Origin of the sequence: Methylobacterium sp. 10 (genome assembly GCF_000519085.1) — a bacterium.
Lineage (GTDB): Bacteria > Pseudomonadota > Alphaproteobacteria > Rhizobiales > Beijerinckiaceae > Methylobacterium.
The window spans coordinates 2,292,306-2,312,392 of the sequence record NZ_KI912577.1 but is presented as its reverse complement, the minus strand read 5'-3'; the positions used below and the strand labels follow the sequence as shown (position 1 = coordinate 2,312,392).

The following is a 20,087-nucleotide window of genomic DNA, read 5'->3' as shown; positions in this document are numbered from 1 at the left end:
CCGCACCATGGCATCACGATGTTGCAACGCGCCATCGGGAGCCCACCATGCTCGTCACCATCTTCGCCGCCGTTCTCTGCATGATCGCTCTTCAGGTCGTTCTTGTGTTGAAAGCCGCCGATCTGCTGTCGGTGCGCGCCGACAAAACCGGTTCCGAGACCTGCGATTACGTGAGCGGTTCGGCCGGGCGCTTCACGGGCATCGCCTGATCGACCGTACCTGAACGAAAGAGCGCGGCATCGGGCCCGAGGCCGACACCGCGCTGAGTCGGGAGGAGTTTCACGTCGTGCGCGCGAGCCGGGATGTTGAGACAATCGGCTCGCGCTTCGTTCAGGGGCGGATCATTCGGCGGCGATCCTCTGGACTGCGCCGATCGCCCCTGATTCCGAGATCTTGAGCCGGTCGTTCTCGGAATAGCCGAGGACGTCGCGCAGAATCTCGTCGGTATGCTCGCCCAGCAGGGGCGAGCGCTTGACCTCGACCTGACTTGCCGACAGTCGGATCGGGTTTCCCACGGTCAAGTATTTCCCGCGCTCCGGGTGGTCGACCTCGACCACCGTGCCGGATTTCCGCAGTGACTCGTCCTCCGCGATCTCCTTCATGGAAAGGATCGGGCCGCAGGGGACGTGCAGCGCGTTGAGCGTTTCCATCGCCTCGAACTTGGTCTTCGACATCGTCCAGGCTTCGACGCGGGTGAAGATTTCGTTAAGGTGCGGCAGCCGCGCTTTCGGCGTCGCGTAATCGGGATGGGTTTTCCAGGTCGGCTCGCCGATAACGTCGCAGATCGGCTCCCACACCGCACCTTGCGCAATGAAGTAGATGTAGGCGTTAGGGTCGGTCTCCCAGCCCTTGCATTTGAGGATGCGGCCCGGCTGTCCCCCACCGGAATCGTTTCCTGCTCGCGGAACCGAGTCACCGAAACCGATCCCCTCCCCGTATTGGCTGTATTCTTTGAGCGGTCCGCGCTCCAGTCGCTGCTGGTCTCGCAGCTTCACCCGACAGAGGTTGAGAACGCCATCCTGCATGGCGCAATCGACCTTTTGACCGAGGCCGGAATGGGTCCGCTGATAGAGTGCGGTGACGATGCCGAGCGCCAGATGAAGGCCCGTGCCAGAATCGCCGATCTGAGCGCCCGACACCATTGGGATGTCAGTACGGAATCCCGTGGTGGAGGCAGCGCCTCCCACGCACTGGGCGACGTTCTCGTAGACCTTGCAATTCTCGTAGGCGCCCGGTCCGAACCCTTTTACCGAGGCGAGGATCATGCGGGGGTTGGCTTTATGGATCGTCTCCCAGGTCAGGCCCATCCGGGCAAGAGCGCCGGGCGCAAAGTTCTCAACCAGAACGTCGCACTCCTTCACCAGACGCCACATCACCTCGATACCCTTGGGGTTCTTGGTGTCCAGGGTGATGGACCGCTTGTTGTGGTTCAGCATCGTGAAGTAGAGGCTGTCCACATCGGGGATGTCCTGAAGCTGCTGGCGTGTGGCATCGCCGACGCCCGGCCGCTCGACCTTGATCACGTCCGCCCCGAACCAAGCCAGGAGCTGGGTACAGGTCGGGCCAGACTGGACATGGGTGAAGTCGAGGATCTTCACACCTTCGAGGGCATTCATGGAGCTCTTCCGCATTCCAGGGCGTTCGGCGAAGATGGGCGCCGACCGCTCCCGCGTCTCTTGCGCGGAAGCGGTGGGGTGGGCCGAGGGACCTACTTCTTCTTCACCACGCTCTGCGGGTTGAGGCTGCCGATATTGCCGCTCTCGGTGCCGGCCTGGGGGTCGATGACCGCGTTGATGAGCGTCGGGCGACCCGAATCCATGGCTGCGTTGACGGCCAGGGAAAGCTCGTCCGGTGTCGTCGCGTTAACGCCCACGCCGCCGAAGGCTTCCATCATTTTGTCGTAACGGGAATCCCGGACGAAGACGGTCGTACCGGGGTCACGTCCGGTCGGGTCCGTATCGGTGCCACGGTAGATGCCGTTGTTGTTGAACACGACGATGCAGACCGGCAGGTTGTAGCGGCAGATGGTCTCCACCTCCATGCCGGAGAAGCCGAAGGCACTGTCGCCCTCAACGGCGAGGACGGGCTTGCCCGTTTCCACGGCGGCGGCGATGGCAAAGCCCATGCCGATGCCCATGATGCCCCAGGTACCAACATCTAGGCGCTTGCGAGGCTGGTACATGTCGATGATGCCACGCGCCAGATCGAGGGTGTTGGCGCCCTCGTTGACGAGAATGGCGTCCGGACGCTCGGCGATGATGGTCTTCAGAGCGCCCAGCGCCCCGTGGAAGTCCATCGGCGTCGAATTCTTGCGCAGCTTCGATGCCATCTTACCAAGGTTCTCCTCCTTCTTGGCGGAGATGGCATCCGTCCAAGCGGCGGGCGGAACGTCCCAGCCGCTCTTCATGCCGTCGAGGAGCGCGGCGACGCAGGATCCGATATCGCCGACGATGGGGGCCACGATCTCGACGTTGGAATCCATCTCTTTCGGCTCGATGTCGATCTGGATGAACTTCTTCGAGCCAGGAGCGCCCCAGGTCTTCCCCTTGCCGTGCGAGAGCAGCCAGTTCAGGCGCGCGCCGACCAGAAGGACGACATCGGCCTCCTTGAGCACCAGGGAGCGGGCGGCACCGGCCGATTGCGGATGGGTGTCGGGCAGGAGGCCCTTGGCCATGCTCATGGGCACGTAGGGAATGCCACTGGTCTCCACCAGCGCGCGGACCTCGTCGTCGGCCTGCGCATAGGCCGCGCCCTTGCCGAGAACGATGAGTGGGCGCTTCGCGCTCTTCAGGACATCGAGCGCGCGCTTGATGGCCGAGGGGGCCGGTAGCTGGGCCGGGGCGGCGTCGATGACCTTGACCAGCGACTTCGCGCCGGCCTCGGCCTCCATCACCTGGGAGAAGAGCTTGGCGGGCAAGTCGAGATAGACGCCGCCCGGCCGGCCGGACACCGCGGCGCGGATGGCACGGGCGACGGCGATGCCGATATCGGCGGCATGGAGCACGCGGAAGGCGGCCTTGCACAGGGGCTTGGCGATGGCGAGCTGGTCCATCTCCTCGTAATCGCCCTGTTGCAGATCGACGATCTCGCGCTCGGACGAGCCGGAGATGAGGATCATCGGAAAGCAATTGGTGGTGGCGTTGGCGAGCGCCGTCAGGCCATTGAGAAAGCCGGGAGCCGAGACCGTGAGGCAGATGCCGGGCTTCTTAGTCAGGAAGCCCGCGATGGCGGCGGCGTTGCCAGCATGCTGCTCATGGCGGAAGGAGATGACGCGCATGCCCGCGGCTTGGGCAAGGCGGCCCAGATCGGTGATCGGAATACCGGGCACGCCGTAGATCGTGTGGATGTCGTTCAGCTTCAGCGCATCAATGACGAGATGAAAGCCATCGGTGAGCTCAGGCTCCGCCGCAACGTCGACATCAATTCTCTGGGCCAAAGCGGACATCGTGTTCTCTCCCTGTTTGTTTGATGTTTTGTTCTGATTGACGACCCGCTAGGCAGGCGGATCGATGACGTGACGTCCCTATCGCGAGGTGCCGAGGGACTCGGCCGAGGACGATAAGCCCCGCGCATCCGGCGATTCGATCTCGCGGCAAACTCTGGTTGGCCCCGCAGACCAGGCGTGCCGAACGTTGCAAGTATGGACGCAGTTAACGTCCAAGGACGGTCGTCTCGGCGAGCCTGTATTTTTCTCAAGTCGGATCGAAAAAATTATGACCTCGTCAAGAAAAGAATCACGTTCAACTTGAGATTCGCCAAGGCATTCCTCCGTTGCAACATTCTGTAAATTGATGACTTATAATGCGCACCGTCTCGGTCGCTATACGGTCCGGCACCACCGTCAGGTTGCAGAAGCCTCCCCACCGACCTCACACACGCTCATTCTAGATCCGTTCGCTCTTCGGATACCGCAAATCCCTCACGATTGGTGGCATACCAAATACCAACTGTCAAACTGATTTGCAGGATCCTGCCGGATCGGTTGGGCGTTAGGGAATGCGTGGAACCCAAACGCACGGGAAAATGGCGAGGGCCATACCGCTACGGCACCGGCGACGGAAACGATTTATCCTTAGACTGCGATCGCAACCATCGACGCTAATCTTGTGTTGAGGGATTTCGTTCGCCCGAAGCGTTCCTTGTATTCCTAACGCGGGTTTGGCATGCTTCACACCAAGTGTGCTCGACCATGTGTGCGAGTTGAAATCATTCCAGGTGTTGAAAATGGTCAAAACCGATACGTTTCAAGTAAAGCCCATCGTTGCGACTTCTAGCTTGCGTGCATTGGCCTACGACGCGCTCAAAGAAGCAATTACCAATATGAATATCTATAACCAGCGCGAGGAGGTTCGGCTCGATGAGCGGAAGCTCTCTCTGAATCTGGGTGTCAGCCGCACGCCGGTACGCGAAGCGCTGACTGTACTGGAGCAGGAAGGTTTCGTACGGTTCGAAGCCCGGCGCGGCGTCTTCGTCATCAAGAAGTCGAAGAAGGAGATCGTCAGTATGATCCAGGCCTGGTCGGCCCTAGAGAGCATGGCCGCGCGCCTCGCCTGCGAGCGAGCCACGGACGAGCAGCTACACTGCCTGCGCGAGCATTTCCCGGAATTCTACGAGGGTCGTCCGTCGGATCATCTCGACGAGTATTCGGAAGCCAACATCCGCTTCCACCAGAAGATCATTTCGCTGGGCCAATGCGACGTGATCAAGGACATCACCAGCAATCTCCTTATGCACGTCAGAGGTATCCGTAACACGGCCATGCGCCAGGGCGATCGCGCCGCCAACTCGATCAAGGAGCATGTGGCGATCATCAAGGCGCTGGAGGCGCGCGACGCGGACTTGGCCGAACGCCTCGTGCGTGAGCACGGACTCGGTCTCGCCAGCCATGTGGAGAAATACGGCGACTATCTCGACTGACCGGCTTTAAAGCCAACCTTCCCTCACGACGACCGCCGAGGCCGGTCAACGAGAAGCGACGTCTGGCCCGGTCAAAATGCGGAGATCGGCGTCAGGCGGATTATCGAAAGGATGGAATGGTCTGACCCGGCGCGAACCAGCAACCAGGTAGCGATACCTGAACGGCGGCGCGTATCAGTCCGGGAACAAACTCTACCATCGCGTTAACGGAACCCTTGCAGAACACTTGCGGAACGTCTATCGTGTTCGTGTTTTGTTTCAGCGGCGTTAGTCGCGGCCATTGGCTTCAGTGGAAGAGTGATCTGTATGTTGACGCGTAAGCAGCTGGATCTTCTCCAATTCATTCAGCAACGGATGCAGGAGAGCGGCGTCCCGCCGTCGTTCGACGAGATGAAGGACGCGCTCGATCTCAAATCGAAGTCGGGTATCCACCGGCTGATCACGGCGCTGGAGGAGCGTGGGTTCCTGCGGCGCCTGCCGAACCGGGCCAGGGCGATCGAAGTGATCCGGATGCCCGACAGCCTGACCGGCGCTCCCGTGCCGAAACCAGCTCCTGCCGGCGAAGTCCGCCGCTTCACGCCCAGCATCGTCGAGGGCGGACGATCCAAGGCGACGCCAGCCCTACGCCAGCCCACGACCCAGGCCCAGGACGAGAGCGGACGGGCCATCACCATTCCGGTGATGGGCCGGATCGCGGCCGGTACGCCGATCTCGGCGATCCAGAATCAAAGTCATTCGGTCATGATGTCTCCCGACTTTCTGTCGGGAGGGGAGCATTATGCTCTTGAGGTGCGCGGTGATTCGATGATCGATGCGGGTATTCTCGACGGCGATCTGGTGGTGATCAAGAAGCAGAACACCGCGAATACAGGAGACATCATCGTCGCCCTCATCGACGATGAGGAAGCCACCCTAAAACGCTTGCGTCGTCGCGGTTCGTCCATCGCCCTTGAGGCGGCCAACCCCGCCTATGAGACGAGGGTACTCGGTCCCGACCGCGTGCAGATCCAGGGGCGTCTCGTCAGTCTGGTTCGCCGTTACTGAGGCTGGTTCGAGGGCGTCTCCGGCAATGCGTCCCCGTCGTCGATCTCCGTATCGGTTGGTTTCGCGATCTCTTCTTTAGTCGAAGGGGGGAACGCAATGTCGGCGACGGCTCGCCGCCACGGAGGTCGGACGTTCGGCTCGCGGGCCGATGTTGCGATCGGGCCGTCTGGGCCGAAACGGACGGCTGTTGCCCCCCGAGCAGCCAGGAAGGCCCGGTCGATGATCAGGCTGGCGCGGCATCCTTTGGGGGCATTATGGCGGGCTATGACGATGCTTGCCCTGTCACAATCCTCCACAAAGGCCCGCTTGTCCTTGACGAGCGCCACGATGCGCCCCGTCTCCGTCCCTCCGGTGCAGCCAACCGCATCGCAGCGGCCTTTCGTGGAGGCGGGTACGGCACCGGCCTTCCGAGAATCGCCGTCCGCCTTGAGCCATTGTTCGAGGACGAAGGCTGGCGGGTTTCCGAGGATGGCCAGCCGGCCGTCAGGGTCGCGCAGGGCGGCACCCCCACCCTCACGATCGACATATAGGTCGTAGCGTTGCGGCGTGGCGGCGAGGGCGATGCCGAAGGCGGCCGGAGCGAGGCCGATCCAGCGCAAACCCGAGACGGGGAGCGTTAGCAGCAGCAGGGCGAAAGCGAGCAGGCAAAGCGCCGTGCTACCATAGGCCGGCACGACGAGGGTGGCGTGGCCGAATCCGCTGATCCACCCGGAGATCGTGAGCATCCCCCGTACCGCGAGCCCCATCGCCCACCAGACCGGCTGATCGAGGGCAAAGGGATAGGCGAGGATTCCAAGCACTGCCGCGGGCATCACCGCCAGAGATACCAAGGGCAAGGTGAGGGCGTTGCCAACGATGCCGAAGGGCTGGACTGTCTGGAAATGGTAGGTCGCGAAGGGAGCGGTGGCGATCTGGGCGATCATGGTCGTCGCCAGGGTGCCAATGATCGCGACCGCAAGGAACCGCCATGCACGGGCCACGAGGCTTGCACCTTCGCATGGCGGCATCCAGCGATTGAGCGCGCCGGCACAGGCGATGAGGCCGGCCACCGCGCCGAAGGACATCTGGAAGCTTGGGCCGAGAAGTCCATCGGGCTCGCGCGCCAGGGCGATCAGCGCGGCGAGAGCGAGGTTGCGCATGCTTAGGGCCGGCCGATCCACGAGGATCGCGCCCAGCATCACCAGGGTCATGATGAGCGACCGCTCGGCGGCGATGTCCCAGCCCGAGAAGGTGCAATAGGCGGTGACGCCGACCATGGCGAAACCGGCAGCGATCTTCTTGACCGGCCAGATCAGGGCGAGGCCCGGGACGAGGGCGAGGAGCGCGCGGACGAGCCAAAACACCACTCCGGCGGCAAGCACCATGTGGAGCCCGGAAATCGAGACCACGTGGTAGATCCCCGCCGCACGCAGGACATCGTTGGTCTCGGCATTGATGAGGCCGCGCTTGCCTGTCACCAGGGCCGCCGCCACCGCGCCGGCCTGCCCGCCATTGGCGTCGGTGATCCGCCGGGTCAGCGCATTACGCGCATCGTCCACCGAAGCGGCGAGCGCCACCTGCCATGGCAAGGATCTGGGCGGAGGCTTCACCTCGATCTTGCCCACGAGGGAGCCAACGGCGCCGATCCCGCGAAAGTAAGCATCGCGCGCGAAATCGTATCCGCCAGGCCGGGCCGCCTCCGGCGGGGGCAGGAGCCGCGCCGTCGCCGAAATGAAATCACCCGGCTTCAGGGTGAGCGCCTTCTTGTAAGACACGCGAACCCGCGTCGGCCGACGATCCGGCGTCAGGGTGCCGAAACTCTCCACGAGGACGATCAGGCGGGCCCCGATTTCTCGTTCGTCGAGGGCCTCCACGAGGCCAGTGAGCGGCGCGATGGTCGTCCGCGCCAGGACGGGAGCCGCCACGATCCGCAGGCGCAACACGGCGACCGAGAAGCCGAGGAAGGACGCGGTGAGCCCGAGAACCAGAGCAAGGGCGACGGGCCTCGCGCCGAGGAACGGCACAGCGGCGGAGAGCGCGAGCGCCACGAGGAGCGGTGCCGCCAGCGACGGCTCTCCGTTCGTGGTGGTGAAACAGACGAGGATGCCGAAGCCGAACGCGACGGCGAGCCACGGAAACAGCCGGCGCTGATCGTATTCCTGAGCGAGCCCCCCGACGCCCCACCGCTTGACCGCTTCGATCAGAGCCGACGAGGCTCGCAGACGGGCCGAACCCGCGATCGTCGCGCCCGATCCTCGCGCGCTGGCCTGCGCCATCTCCCGCTGCTTCCCCCCTCAAGGCTCACCCTATTCGAGAGAGCCCGCGCGCGGCACTGTCTCCACGTCGCGACTCGGCGCCACGTTTTCTTAACGCCACCGCAAACGCATGCTACATGCGCCGATCCGGGCCGGTCGATCCGCCCTCCCACCTTCACGCACAAGTTTAGCCGCCCGATGTCGTCACCCGTCGTTACGCGTTTTGCCCCCTCCCCCACGGGGTACCTGCATATCGGGGGAGCGCGCACGGCGCTCTTCAACTGGCTCTATGCCCGCCATTTCGGCGGTCGCATGCTGCTGAGGATCGAGGATACCGACCGGGAGCGCTCCACCCAGGGCGCCATCGACGCGATTCTCGAGGGGCTGCGCTGGCTCGGCCTCGATTGGGATGGGGACGTGGTCTACCAGTTCGCCCGCGCGGACCGGCACCGCCAGGTCGCGGAAAGCCTGCTCGCCTCGGGCAACGCCTATCATTGCTATGCGACGCCGGACGAGCTCACCGCCATGCGCGAGGCCGCCCGCGCCGAAGGACGCCCCATGCGTTACGATGGTCGCTGGCGCGACCGCGATCCCTCCGAGGCGCCGGCCGGGGTCAAGCCGGTTATTCGCCTGCGTGCTCCATCCGACGGCGAGACGGTGGTGGAGGATCAGGTCCAGGGTCGCGTGACCTGGGCCAACAAGGACCTGGACGACCTCGTCCTGCTCCGCTCCGACGGCAACCCGACTTACATGCTCGCCGTCGTCGTCGACGATCACGATATGGGCGTAACCCATGTGATTCGCGGCGACGACCACCTTACGAACGCCGCCCGGCAGGGACAGATCTACGACGCGCTCGGCTGGTCCGCGCCGATCATGGCGCATATCCCGCTGATCCACGGGGCGGACGGCGCCAAGCTGTCGAAGCGTCACGGTGCGCTCGGCGTCGACGCCTATCGCGACCTTGGCTACCTGCCCGCGGCCTTGCGCAACTACCTCGTCCGCCTCGGCTGGAGCCATGGCGACCAGGAGGTGTTCTCGACGAAGGAAATGATCGCCGCCTTCGACCTGAAGTCGATCGGTCGCTCCGCTGCCCGATTCGATTTCGCGAAGCTCGAGAATCTCAACGGGCTCTACATTCGCGGGGCGGACGATGCCGTGCTGATCGATGCCATCGAGACGATCCTTCCGGTCCACGCTCCCGATCGCGGATTGCCCACCGCCTTGTCGCCCGAACTTCGCGCCAAGCTTGACGCGGCGATGCCCGGTCTTAAGGAGCGTGCCAAGACCCTCGTGGACCTCCTCGACAGCGCCTATTACCTCACCGCCTCGCGCCCCCTCGGCCTCGACGACAAGGCGAAGACGCTCCTGAGCGAGGAGGCCCGGCAGCGTCTCGCAGCGATCCTGCCGGCCCTCGCCGACTTGCCGGAATGGGATGCAGCCAGCACGGAGGGTGCGGTGCGCCGCTTCGCCGAGGAAAACGCGCTCAAACTCGGCCTGATCGCCCAGCCCTTGCGGGCTGCGCTCACCGGGCGCGCGACCTCTCCGCCGGTCTTCGACGTCATGGCCGTGCTCGGACGCGAGGAGTGTCTGGGGCGCCTCGGAGATCAGGCATCCTCGACCTGATCTCCGACGCTCGACGGGTGACAGATCGGCCCGGTTTTCGCTTGAGCGGCGGAGTGGCGAGGGGGATCGGTTGTAGGCGGTCTGCCGATCCGCTAACCCCATAGGTGTGTGAGCACCTGCAGCATAAGTCTGTTCGTGCGCTCCGGGCCGGAGTGGTGGATGTCGCCACGCGGGCCGGCGCTACCCTCTGCCAAGGTCTGCCTTCTGCCAAGAAAGGGTCCACGTCTCCATGAGCGCCACCAGCACGATCTCCGTGGGCGACAACCAAGTCGATCTTCCGATCAAGACCGGTACGATCGGACCCGACGTCATCGACATCGGCAAGCTCCACGCCAAGACCGGCATGTTCACGTTCGATCCGGGGTTCACCTCGACCGCGTCCTGCGAATCGAAGATCACCTATATCGACGGCGACGCCGGCGTCCTCCTGTATCGCGGCTATCCGATCGAGCAGATCGCCGAGCAGGGCGACTTCCTCGAGACGTGCTACCTGATGCTGTTCGGCGAGTTGCCGACGCCCGCTCAGAAGGCGGATTTCGACTACCGGGTCACTCGCCACACCATGGTGCACGACCAGATGAACCGCTTCTTCCAGGGGTTCCGCCGCGACGCCCACCCGATGGCGATCATGGTCGCCTGCGTCGGAGCACTGTCGGCGTTCTACCACGACTCGACCGACATCTCGGACGATAAGCAGCGCATGATCGCCAGCTTGCGTATGATCGCCAAGATGCCGACGCTCGCCGCAATGGCTTACAAGTATTCCATCGGTCAGCCCTTCGTCTACCCGAAGAACGACCTCGATTATACCTCGAACTTCCTGCGGATGTGTTTCGCGGTTCCGTGCGAGGAGTTCGTCGTCAATCCGATCTACGCGCGCGCGCTGGACCGGATCTTCATCCTCCATGCCGATCACGAGCAGAACGCCTCGACCTCCACCGTGCGTCTTGCCGGCTCGTCGGGCGCCAACCCATTCGCTTGTATCGCCGCCGGCATCGCATGCCTGTGGGGGCCCGCGCATGGCGGCGCCAACGAGGCGGCGCTCAAGATGCTGGAAGAGATCGGCACGCCCGACAACGTGGCGAAATACGTCGCCAAAGCGAAGGACAAGAACGACCCGTTCCGTCTGATGGGCTTCGGTCATCGCGTCTACAAGAACTACGATCCGCGCGCGCGCATCATGCAGAAGACGACGCATGAGGTTCTTAGTCAGCTCGGCATCAAGGATGATCCGCTCCTCGAAGTCGCCGTGCAGCTCGAGCAGATCGCTCTCAAAGACGAGTACTTCATCGAGAAGAAACTTTACCCGAACATTGATTTCTATTCCGGCATCACCCTCAAGGCGATGGGATTCCCGACCTCGATGTTCACGGTACTCTTCGCGCTCGCCCGCACCACCGGCTGGATCGCGCAGTGGGCGGAGATGATCGAGGATCCCTCGCAGAAGATCGGCCGCCCGCGCCAGCTCTATATCGGCCCGGACAAGCGCGAATACGTGCCCATCGGCCAGCGCGGCTGACGCGCCGGTTCGTGTTCCCTGCCGCGCCTCATCTCGACTCGCGGGAACGAGCGATAGGGAGTGTATTCGTCGTCTCTCGATTGAAAAAGGACCAAGGCGGGGTGGCTTCGAGAGAGGCTACCTCGCTGTTCTTGTCCCCCTCTCTGCGCCCCGGATCGCTGAGACAGCGCGGCTCCAGAGCATGACGCGGTCCGCGCCGTCCAACAGGTGCCAAACAAAAAGGCCGCCCTCTCGGGCGGCCTTTCTCGTCTCGGCGATGATCCGGTGGGATCAGCGCGAATAGAACTCGATCACGAGGTTCGGTTCCATCTGGACCGGGTAGGGAACTTCGCTGAGGCTCGGCACGCGAGTGACGCGAGCGGTCATCTTGGCGTGATCCACCTCGATGTAGTCGGGCACATCACGCTCGGCGAGCTGCGAGGCGACGACGACGATCTCGAGCTGCTTCGAGGCATCCTTCACCTCGATCACGTCGCCCGGCTTCACGAGGAAGCTGGCGATGTTCACGCGGCGACCGTTCACCTTGACGTGGCCGTGGTTCACGAACTGGCGGGCGGCGAACGGGGTCGGCACGAACTTGGCGCGGTACACGACCGCGTCGAGGCGACGCTCCAGCAGGCCGATCAGGTTCTCGCTCGAATCGCCGCGCAGGCGGATCGCTTCGGCGTAGTAACGGCGGAACTGCTTCTCGGTGATGTTGGCGTAGTAGCCCTTGAGCTTCTGCTTGGCGCGCAGCTGCGTGCCGAAGTCGGACATCTTGCCCTTGCGGCGCTGGCCGTGCTGGCCGGGGCCGTACTCGCGGCGATTGACGGGGCTCTTCGGGCGGCCCCAGATGTTCTGGCCCATACGGCGATCGAGCTTGTGCTTCGCCTGAATACGTTTTGACATCGCGGTTCCTCTCAGCGAGTGAGATTGGTCGAGGAACGCGCCCTCCTCTTTCCGAAGCGGCCAAGGGCCGAAGCGGAACGACAGAGCGAACATTGCCGCTCACGGGTGCGCTTGAAAAAGCTGCGGGGCCCCTCTCGGAGCCCCGTAACTGAGCGCTGCATAGGCGAGAGACGCTCTCGGGTCAATGCCGAGGCGGCAACGCATCTATTGCAGGGTGAGCGGCATCATCTCCACGGCGACGTCGCCGACCCCTCTGGCATCGAGAGAGCGACGCAGGGAGGCCGTGATGCCGGCACCGCTTGTAAAGGCCGTTAGTCCCGCAGGGATGTCGTCCATTGGCTTACGCCGAGATGGACCGAGAAGCTGCGTCACCCGCCGGGCGATGGCGGGGGCGGGATCGATCCAGCTTAGCTCCCAGGGGGCAATGCGCTGGAAGCGTGCGAGCAGCAGAGGGTAATGGGTACAAGCGAGGCAGACCACATCCGTGCGCCGCCCATCCTCCCCCCCGACGAAGCAGGGCGCGATCTCGGCGGCGAGCAACGCGTCGTCGACCGGATGGCCGGCGAGTTCGGCTTCGGCATAGGCCGCTAGGTTCGGCGATCCGACGAGGGTCACAGTGCAATCGCTGGCATAGGTCTCGATCAGGTCGTGGGTGTACGGACGCGCCACGGTGCCCGGGGTCGCCAGAAGGCTGATCCAGCGCGAGCGTGTCGCCTCCGCCGCCGGCTTGATCGGCGGCACGACGCCGACGAAGGGTGTCGAGAAGCGCGCTCGAAGCGCGGGCAGGACCAGGGTCGACGCCGTATTGCAGGCAATGACGACGAGATCGGGGGCGTGGCGCAGGAGAAGCCTTTCCATCACCGCCAAGACGCGGGCGACGAGGATGGATTCCGACAGACGTCCATAGGGAAAGGCGGCGTCGTCGGCGGCATAGACGTACCGCGCATCAGGCCGGGCACGCCTCACCTGTTCCAAAACGGTGAGGCCCCCAAGCCCGGAATCGAAGACGAGAATGGTCGGGGTCGGCCGGATTTCGGCCGCCAGTGCCGCTGTCATCACTCCTGCCATCAGATCGATCCGCATACGAGCCTTGCCTGGACACTGTGCGTGGATGGAGGAGTGTCGGGCCAGCAGGGTTAAGGCCGTGTCACTGAGGCATGAAAAAGGCCCGGCATTCTTCGCACAGGCGCACCGCGTCGAAGGGCGCAGGCGAGCGGCTGTTGCCGAATGACAGCGGAGCCATATTTCCGCATCGTGGATGTGAGTGGAGTGATCAATATGGCAGCGACGGCAGCAATGCGCGAGACCTCGCACCACCAGACCGACAGCGTGGCCTTCCCACCACCGAACGTCTCCGCAAGGCCGGTGGATCGTGCGGCCTGGATCAAGGCCTTCCGCGCCGTGCGCGACGAGACTGAGCGCCGCGCCGCGCCACTATCGCCAGAGGACCAGCAGATCCAATCCATGGCGGATGCCAGTCCGACGAAATGGCACCGGGCACATACGACGTGGTTTTTCGAGCAATTCCTCCTGCGCGATCACGTGCCCAGCTACCGGATCTACGACGAGCGGCTGCATTACCTCTTCAACTCCTATTACGTCGCCGCTGGCCCCCGGCAGCCGAGAATCATGCGCGGTCTCATCACACGGCCGACCGCCGACGAGGTCGCCGGCTACCGGGCTCATGTGGACCGGGCGATAGAGCGCCTCCTGTCGGATGCCGCCGACTCGACCCTCGACACGGTACTGCCGATCCTCGAAATCGGCCTCTATCATGAGCAGCAGCACCAGGAATTGCTGCTGACCGACATCCTCCACGCCTTCGCGCAAAACCCCCTGAGCCCAGTCTACGATGCCGAATGGCGCTTTCCCCGACCGGCATCGAGGGGGGGAACCGCCGAACTGCAGGGGTGGGTCGCGAAGATCGGGCATGCGGGCGACGGCTTCTCGTTCGACAACGAATCCCCCCGCCATGAGACGCTGATCTTGCCCTGTCGGATCGACAAGGGCCTTGTCACCAACGCGCAATGGCTCGACTTCATCGAGGATGGCGGTTACGCGCGCCCCGAACTTTGGCTCTCGGATGGCTGGCTTGCAGTACAGGCGGAGGGCTGGGAGGCCCCCGGCTACTGGCAGCGCAATGAAGTCGGGCAATGGTCGAGCATGACCCTTGCGGGACAGACATGCATCGACCCGGCCCTGCCTGTCACCCATGTGAGCTATTTCGAGGCGGACGCCTATGCCCGATGGGCGGGGCGTGATCTGCCAACCGAGTTCGAGTGGGAAACTGCCGCTCGAGAAGGGCTTCTCGACGATGCCTTTGGCCTCGTCTGGCAATGGACCCGCTCGGCCTACTTATCCTACCCAGGCTACCGGCCGGTCCCCGGCGCGCTCGGCGAATACAACGGCAAGTTCATGTCGAACCAGTTCGTCCTGCGCGGCTCCTCCGTGGCGACCTCCAAAGGACATGCCCGGATCGGCTACCGAAACTTCTTCTATCCGCATCAGCGCTGGCAGTTCACGGGGCTTCGGCTGTCGAACTATCGCGACTGAGCGTCGTTTCCCCCTCCCGCGAAACCTTACGTCCTTCGGCGTCCCTTGGAGACTTGCCCGTGACCATCAACCCCGTCTTCACGGACGCCACCCCCGTCTCCTCCGTCACTCCGGAGCAGCAGTTCCTCGACGACATCGTTGTGGGACTCTCGGCGGCGCAGAAGTTCATTCCAGCCAAGTATTTCTACGACGAGATCGGCTCGGACCTGTTCGAGGCGATTACCCAACAGCCGGAGTATTATCCGACTAGGACGGAGATCAGCATCCTCGATGCCTCCGGACCGGACATCGCATCGCTTCTTCCCCCGCGCGCGAACCTCGTGGAATTCGGTAGCGGCTCGACGGTGAAGGTCCGGCGGCTTCTCGTCCATCTCACCGATCTTGCCGCTTACGTGCCCGTGGACGTGTCGGAGAGTTTCCTGCGGAGCGAGGCCGAAACCCTGTCGCGGGACTTCCCCCATCTGTCGATCCAGCCGGTTGCAGCAGATTTCACCCGGCCCTTCACCCTTCCCGACGGGCTATCCGATGGCGCCGTAGCGGGGTTCTTTCCAGGCTCGACCATCGGCAATTTCGAGCCGCCTCAGGCCGCCCATCTTCTCGCCCATTTCGGACGGGTTCTCGGGCGGGGGGCATCCCTGATTGTCGGCGTCGATCTCGTGAAGGACAAGGCCGTGCTTGATGCGGCCTATGACGATGCGGCCGGCGTAACGGCGGGGTTCAACCTCAACCTGCTCGATCGGATTAATCGCGAACTCGGTGCCGATTTCGATCGATCATCCTTCGCCCACCGGGCCTACTTCGCCTCGGAGGCATCGCGGATCGAGATGCACCTCGTGAGCTTGCGCACCCAGGACGTGTCGTTCGCCGACCGCCGCTTCAGCTTCTCGAAGGGAGAGACGATCCACACCGAGAACAGCTACAAGTACACGATCGACGGCTTCCGCGACCTCGCTACGCAGGCGGGGTGGAAGGTCGCAAAGAGCTGGACCGATGCCGAGCGTCTGTTCTCGGTCCACGCCCTGACCCGATAAGGATCAGACCTTCTTCTCAAGCATCTGCTTGACCTGCATTAACTGGTCCCAGACCGTGCCCGGGGTGGTGCCGAGCACGTCGAAGCCGGCGCTGATACCCCAGTATATCCCGTAGCAGATGATCGGAACGAGGATCCAACCAAGGATTTCCTCGCCCCGGCGGCGACGTATGCGCCGGCGTCTGCGCTCTTCACGCCGCGTCAGCTTCTGCGGGCGAGCCGGTACATGCGTGCCCTGGCTCGAGAGCGGCATCAGGGGGCCCTCTTGCAGATCGCTCATGGATACTCCCCTGGTGTCGCGAGTGGCTTCGACGATCACATCCGCCTTTTCCCGCCACGGCGTGAGCCGGCACCGGAAATCGAAGCATGTGACGTCGCTCGGCGAGCCCCCTCGCAGGTGTCACGACCGAACGGGCGCTGATGCACTCATTCGAACGCGCTAGCTATCGATTGGGCTCGCGCATGTCGACCACAGTTTGTGTTTTTGAAGACCCAACGCGAACGGGGCGCGCCTTCCTTGCAAGGATGACGCGCCCCGCTCGACTGAGTGTCGGTAAAATTAGGCCCGGACGAGAGGCACCTTCGGCACTGTGCGAACACCGCCCGATCCGCCCTTGTCGTCCTTCTTCGCCTCATCCTTCTTTCGTGGCGACGCCTTAGTCCGGCTGCGCTTGCGCTTGCCGGCACCAGCGTTGGTTACGTCTTTCTCCGGCTTGGGCGTGACGGGTCCGGCAGGGAACTCGAAAGCCAGCGCATCCTTCTGCGCTAGCGTCACGCCCTCCTCGGCTTTCTTCAGCACCACCCGGACCGCACCACCATCCTTGAGGCGTCCGAACAGGACCTCGTCGGCGAGCGGTGTCTTGATCGTGGTCTGGATCAGGCGCGCCATGGGTCGAGCACCCATCGCTTCGTCATAGCCATTCTCGGTCAGCCACTCGCGAGCTTCGTCGGAGAGCTCGATCGTGACGTTGCGGTCGGCAAGCTGTGCTTCGAGCTGGAGCACGAACTTGTCGACGACCTTGGCGACAACGTCCTTCGGCAGGTGTCCGAAAGAGATGATCGAGTCGAGGCGGTTTCGGAATTCCGGCGCGAAAAGCTTGTTGATCGCCTCCACGTCGTCTCCCGTGCGCTTAGACTGGGTGAAGCCGTAGGCAGACTTTGCCATGTCCGACGCGCCCGCGTTGGTCGTCATGATGATGATGACGTTGCGGAAATCCACCTGTTTGCCGTTGTGATCGGTGAGCTTACCGTGATCCATCACCTGCAACAGGATATTGAACAGGTCGGGATGGGCCTTCTCGATCTCGTCCAGCAACAAAACACAATGCGGATGCTGGTCGATCCCGTCGGTGAGGAGACCGCCCTGATCGAAGCCGACATAGCCGGGCGGAGCGCCGATGAGACGGCTGACGGTGTGGCGCTCCATGTATTCCGACATGTCGAAACGGATCATTTCGATGCCGAGCGACGAGGCGAGCTGCTTGGCTGCTTCCGTCTTGCCGACACCAGTCGGCCCGGCGAACAGGTACGAGCCGATCGGCTTGTCCGGATCGCGCAAGCCGGCGCGTGCCAGCTTGATTGCCGAGGTAAGAGCCTCGATGGCATCCGTCTGCCCGTAAACCACACGCTTCAGATTCTCGGTGAGGTTCTTGAGAACCGCCGCATCGTCCTTCGAGACGGTCTTTGCCGGGATTCGGGCCATCGTCGCGATGGTTGCCTCGATCTCCTTCACGCCGATCGTCCGCTTGCGGCGGGCTTCCGGTACCAGCATCTGCGAGGCGCCTGTCTCGTCGATCACGTCAATCGCCTTGTCCGGCAACTTCCGATCGTTGATGTAGCGCGCGGACAGCTCCACGGCGGCCTTCACGGCCTCGGTCGTGTATTTGAGTTTATGGAACTCCTCGAAATAGGGCTTGAGCCCCTTCACGATCTCGATCGCATCCGGGATCGACGGCTCGTTGACGTCGATCTTCTGGAAGCGCCGCACCAGGGCGCGGTCCTTCTCGAAGTACTGACGGTACTCCTTGTAGGTGGTCGAGCCGATGCAGCGGAGCGAGCCGTTGGCCAAAGCGGGCTTGAGCAAGTTCGATGCATCCATCGCACCGCCCGAAGTCGCACCAGCGCCGATGACCGTGTGGATCTCATCGATGAAGAGAACCGCGTTCGGGTGCGCCTCGATCTCCTTCATCACCTGCTTTAGACGCTCCTCGAAGTCCCCACGATAGCGCGTGCCCGCGAGCAGCGTGCCCATGTCGAGGGAGAACACCGTCGCGTCGATGAGGACTTCCGGCACTTCCTTGTTGATGATCTTACGCGCCAGGCCCTCGGCGATGGCGGTCTTGCCCACGCCGGGGTCGCCCACGAGCAGCGGATTGTTCTTCTGCCGGCGGCAAAGAATCTGGATCGTGCGCTGGACCTCGCTCTCGCGCCCGATCAGCGGATCTATCCGGCCGTCGCGGGCCTTCTTGTTGAGGTTGACGCAATAGGCCTCGAGGGCGTCCCCCTTTTTCTTGGTGCGATTGTCCGTCTCCTCGCCACTTGGCCGCTCGGTCGAGGGTTCCTCCTCAGCGCCACGAACTGGCTTCGGCTCGGATGCACCAGGACGCTTGGCGATGCCATGGCTGATATAGTTGACCGCGTCGTAGCGGGTCATGTCCTGCTCCTGCAGGAAATAGGCTGCGTGGCTCTCGCGCTCGGCGAAGATTGCCACGAGCACGTTGGCCCCGGTCACCTCCTCCCGGCCGGAGGACTGGACGTGGATGACCGCGCGCTGGATCACACGCTGGAAACCAGCCGTCGGCTTGGCGTCCTGGCGCCCGTCGCCGATCAGGTTGGCGAGTTCGGTGTCCACATACTCGACCAGGCTGCGTTTCAGCGTGTCGACTTCGACGTTGCAGGCACGCATGACAGCGGCCGCGTCCTGATCGTCCACCAGGGCGAGGAGCAGGTGCTCCAGCGTCGCATATTCGTGCCGGCGCTCGCCGGCTAGCGCCAAGGCGCGGTGGAGAGCTTGTTCTAGGCTGCGAGAGAAGCTGGGCAAAAGCGGGTCCTCGTGTGAAGTGCCTATTTTTTTTCCATGACGCACTGGAGAGGATGTTGGTGTTTGCGCGCGAAGTCCATGACCTGCGTCACCTTGGTCTCCGCCACCTCGTAGGTAAAGATTCCGCACTCGCCGACGCCGTTCTGATGCACGTGCATCATGATCTGGTAGGCATCGGACTGTGATTTGTTGAAAAATTTCTCGACCACGTGCACGACGAACTCCATCGGCGTGTAATCGTCGTTGAGAAGGAGCACGCGGTAAAGGCTTGGCCGCTTGGTCTTGGGCTTGGTCCGCGTGATGATCGCCGTCCCCGAACGGCCGTCGTCATTGCCACCCGGACCTATGGGACCGGCTGCCCGCGGCACCGGAGAATCGAAGGAGATCGCGCCATCACGCCCGGCGATCGTGGCGAAACCGCCATGATCCGTTTTGGGAGAGACCAGACAACGCATCGGGTCGTCGGACATCTGAATAGCATCGACCCCATTTGTAGCAGCGGAGTCCGGACACGGATTGCAAGAACCGACCGGCTTACCGACTGCACGCTAGCGCCGTGCGCCTGCTTCTCCGCTAATCTATAGGCCGTTTCCCGACTTCGCCAGTCGCCTGCGCGCACTTGTCCGGCACACCGTGCCAGAGCCGCCGGCCGCAGGAGGCATATGGTTATCCCACGACGCCGACGGGTGCCATCTCACACGAAAGAGGGGTGATCGAGTCGCGCTCGATCACCCCTCAATCGTCTATTTCCCGAGTGGAGCCAGCATTGACGCCGGGCAGGCGCTCAGTTCGCGACGGGAAGCTTGGCCTTGGATAGACCTTCGAGGGGCTTGCCGATTTCCTTGACGAGTTCGCCATAGAGGCCGCCGACGAGCTTCACCTGGGCGACAAGGCGCTCGTAGGACGCCTTCATGAACTCGGCCTGGATCTCCAGCGCGCTCTGAGGGGTCTTGGCCTCTGTCAGCTTCTTGAGGGTGGCGGTGCCATGCTCGAAGGACTGCTTGGTGAAATCCGCCATCTCGGTTCCGACGGTCTGGTTCGTCCGGGCGACGAGCGACACGCTCTTTATCACCGAATCGATGCCGGACTTGTCGAAGGCGGGGATCTTGTCGAAAGGCTGGAAAGTCATGGGATGCGAGATACCCTTTCGGGCATTCCTCTGTGGCCGGATGTCGACAAGGCCGGTTCCCCGACCCGCGGAATCGACCAACCCCAGCGTTATGTGCAATGCACCAT

16 protein-coding genes are annotated in these 20,087 nt (G+C 63.2%); 7 read left to right on the top strand and 9 right to left on the bottom strand.

From position 1 onward, the window contains the following. Positions 1 to 47: 47 nt before the first annotated feature. A complete protein-coding gene (locus tag K368_RS27055) occupies positions 48 to 209 on the top strand; it encodes a hypothetical protein (RefSeq protein WP_197031007.1) in 162 nt (53 codons plus the stop codon). A gap of 132 nt (positions 210 to 341) precedes the next feature. Here the strand turns inward: K368_RS27055 and frc are convergent, their stop codons facing one another. Together frc and oxc are read right to left on the bottom strand one after the other, a co-directional pair. Next, positions 342 to 1,616, bottom strand: coding sequence for a formyl-CoA transferase (gene frc / locus K368_RS0110605; protein ID WP_036266885.1), 1,275 nt, complete (start codon positions 1,614 to 1,616; stop codon positions 342 to 344). Positions 1,617 to 1,708: 92 nt separating this feature from the next. Then, complete coding sequence (gene oxc, locus K368_RS0110600; protein WP_027172392.1) at positions 1,709 to 3,445, bottom strand: oxalyl-CoA decarboxylase; 1,737 nt, start codon at positions 3,443 to 3,445, stop codon at positions 1,709 to 1,711. A gap of 779 nt (positions 3,446 to 4,224) precedes the next feature. Between oxc and K368_RS0110595 the strand changes: the two genes are divergently transcribed. Continuing rightward, a complete protein-coding gene (locus K368_RS0110595) occupies positions 4,225 to 4,917 on the top strand; it encodes a GntR family transcriptional regulator (protein ID WP_027172391.1) in 693 nt (230 codons plus the stop codon). Positions 4,918 to 5,223: 306 nt separating this feature from the next. Continuing rightward, a complete protein-coding gene (lexA, locus tag K368_RS0110590) occupies positions 5,224 to 5,961 on the top strand; it encodes a transcriptional repressor LexA (protein ID WP_027172390.1) in 738 nt (245 codons plus the stop codon). Here lexA and K368_RS0110585 read toward each other — a convergent pair. Continuing rightward, complete coding sequence (locus K368_RS0110585; RefSeq protein ID WP_027172389.1) at positions 5,955 to 8,216, bottom strand: ComEC/Rec2 family competence protein; 2,262 nt, start codon at positions 8,214 to 8,216, stop codon at positions 5,955 to 5,957. The genes lexA and K368_RS0110585 overlap by 7 nt on opposite strands. Positions 8,217 to 8,393: 177 nt before the next feature. On the opposite strand from K368_RS0110585, the gene gltX reads away from it, so the two are divergent. After that, positions 8,394 to 9,821, top strand: coding sequence for a glutamate--tRNA ligase (gltX, locus tag K368_RS0110580; protein WP_027172388.1), 1,428 nt, complete (start codon positions 8,394 to 8,396; stop codon positions 9,819 to 9,821). A 229-nt stretch (positions 9,822 to 10,050) separates the two neighbouring features. Continuing rightward, the gene (gltA, locus tag K368_RS0110575) at positions 10,051 to 11,340 is read left to right on the top strand and encodes a citrate synthase (RefSeq protein WP_027172387.1); all 1,290 of its coding nucleotides are present in this window, start codon (positions 10,051 to 10,053) and stop codon (positions 11,338 to 11,340) included. Positions 11,341 to 11,610: 270 nt separating this feature from the next. On the opposite strand, the gene rpsD is transcribed toward gltA, so the two are convergent. Beyond that, positions 11,611 to 12,228, bottom strand: coding sequence for a 30S ribosomal protein S4 (rpsD, locus tag K368_RS0110570; RefSeq protein WP_027172386.1), 618 nt, complete (start codon positions 12,226 to 12,228; stop codon positions 11,611 to 11,613). Positions 12,229 to 12,432: 204 nt separating this feature from the next. Further along, positions 12,433 to 13,311: a glutamate racemase gene (gene murI / locus K368_RS0110565; RefSeq protein ID WP_027172385.1), complete on the bottom strand. Its 879-nt coding sequence runs from the start codon at positions 13,309 to 13,311 to the stop codon at positions 12,433 to 12,435. 195 nt (positions 13,312 to 13,506) lie between these two features. Between murI and egtB the strand changes: the two genes are divergently transcribed. Together egtB and egtD are read left to right on the top strand one after the other, a co-directional pair. After that, positions 13,507 to 14,781, top strand: coding sequence for an ergothioneine biosynthesis protein EgtB (gene egtB / locus K368_RS0110560; protein ID WP_027172384.1), 1,275 nt, complete (start codon positions 13,507 to 13,509; stop codon positions 14,779 to 14,781). A 59-nt stretch (positions 14,782 to 14,840) separates the two neighbouring features. Continuing rightward, positions 14,841 to 15,812 (top strand): L-histidine N(alpha)-methyltransferase, encoded by a 972-nt coding sequence (gene egtD, locus K368_RS0110555; protein WP_027172383.1) that lies wholly within the window; start codon positions 14,841 to 14,843, stop codon positions 15,810 to 15,812. A 3-nt stretch (positions 15,813 to 15,815) separates the two neighbouring features. Here the strand turns inward: egtD and K368_RS0110550 are convergent, their stop codons facing one another. The 4 genes from K368_RS0110550 to K368_RS24335 form a co-directional block, all read right to left on the bottom strand. Next, positions 15,816 to 16,091: a hypothetical protein gene (locus K368_RS0110550; RefSeq protein ID WP_027172382.1), complete on the bottom strand. Its 276-nt coding sequence runs from the start codon at positions 16,089 to 16,091 to the stop codon at positions 15,816 to 15,818. Positions 16,092 to 16,370: 279 nt separating this feature from the next. After that, positions 16,371 to 18,851, bottom strand: a complete 2,481-nt coding sequence (gene clpA, locus K368_RS0110545) for an ATP-dependent Clp protease ATP-binding subunit ClpA (protein WP_027172381.1) — start codon at positions 18,849 to 18,851, stop codon at positions 16,371 to 16,373. Between the two features lie 23 nt (positions 18,852 to 18,874). Continuing rightward, a complete protein-coding gene (gene clpS, locus K368_RS0110540; protein ID WP_245259556.1) occupies positions 18,875 to 19,321 on the bottom strand; it encodes an ATP-dependent Clp protease adapter ClpS in 447 nt (148 codons plus the stop codon). 314 nt (positions 19,322 to 19,635) lie between these two features. Continuing rightward, positions 19,636 to 19,980, bottom strand: a complete 345-nt coding sequence (locus K368_RS24335; RefSeq protein ID WP_245259555.1) for a phasin family protein — start codon at positions 19,978 to 19,980, stop codon at positions 19,636 to 19,638. Positions 19,981 to 20,087: the final 107 nt, after the last annotated feature.

Bases quoted from the DNA above. Each gene is read 5' to 3' on its own strand.
- oxc (WP_027172392.1), bottom strand. From the start codon at position 3,445: ATGTCCGCTTTGGCCCAGAGAATTGATGTCGACGTTGCGGCGGAGCCT.
- clpS (WP_245259556.1), bottom strand. From the start codon at position 19,321: ATGTCCGACGACCCGATGCGTTGTCTGGTCTCTCCCAAAACGGATCAT.
- K368_RS27055 (WP_197031007.1), top strand. From the start codon at position 48: ATGCTCGTCACCATCTTCGCCGCCGTTCTCTGCATGATCGCTCTTCAG.
- K368_RS0110595 (WP_027172391.1), top strand. From the start codon at position 4,225: ATGGTCAAAACCGATACGTTTCAAGTAAAGCCCATCGTTGCGACTTCT.
- egtB (WP_027172384.1), top strand. From the start codon at position 13,507: ATGGCAGCGACGGCAGCAATGCGCGAGACCTCGCACCACCAGACCGAC.
- K368_RS0110550 (WP_027172382.1), bottom strand. From the start codon at position 16,091: ATGAGCGATCTGCAAGAGGGCCCCCTGATGCCGCTCTCGAGCCAGGGC.
- gltX (WP_027172388.1), top strand. From the start codon at position 8,394: ATGTCGTCACCCGTCGTTACGCGTTTTGCCCCCTCCCCCACGGGGTAC.
- lexA (WP_027172390.1), top strand. From the start codon at position 5,224: ATGTTGACGCGTAAGCAGCTGGATCTTCTCCAATTCATTCAGCAACGG.
- K368_RS24335 (WP_245259555.1), bottom strand. From the start codon at position 19,980: ATGACTTTCCAGCCTTTCGACAAGATCCCCGCCTTCGACAAGTCCGGC.
- rpsD (WP_027172386.1), bottom strand. From the start codon at position 12,228: ATGTCAAAACGTATTCAGGCGAAGCACAAGCTCGATCGCCGTATGGGC.
- gltA (WP_027172387.1), top strand. From the start codon at position 10,051: ATGAGCGCCACCAGCACGATCTCCGTGGGCGACAACCAAGTCGATCTT.
- murI (WP_027172385.1), bottom strand. From the start codon at position 13,311: ATGCGGATCGATCTGATGGCAGGAGTGATGACAGCGGCACTGGCGGCC.
- frc (WP_036266885.1), bottom strand. From the start codon at position 1,616: ATGAATGCCCTCGAAGGTGTGAAGATCCTCGACTTCACCCATGTCCAG.
- K368_RS0110585 (WP_027172389.1), bottom strand. From the start codon at position 8,216: ATGGCGCAGGCCAGCGCGCGAGGATCGGGCGCGACGATCGCGGGTTCG.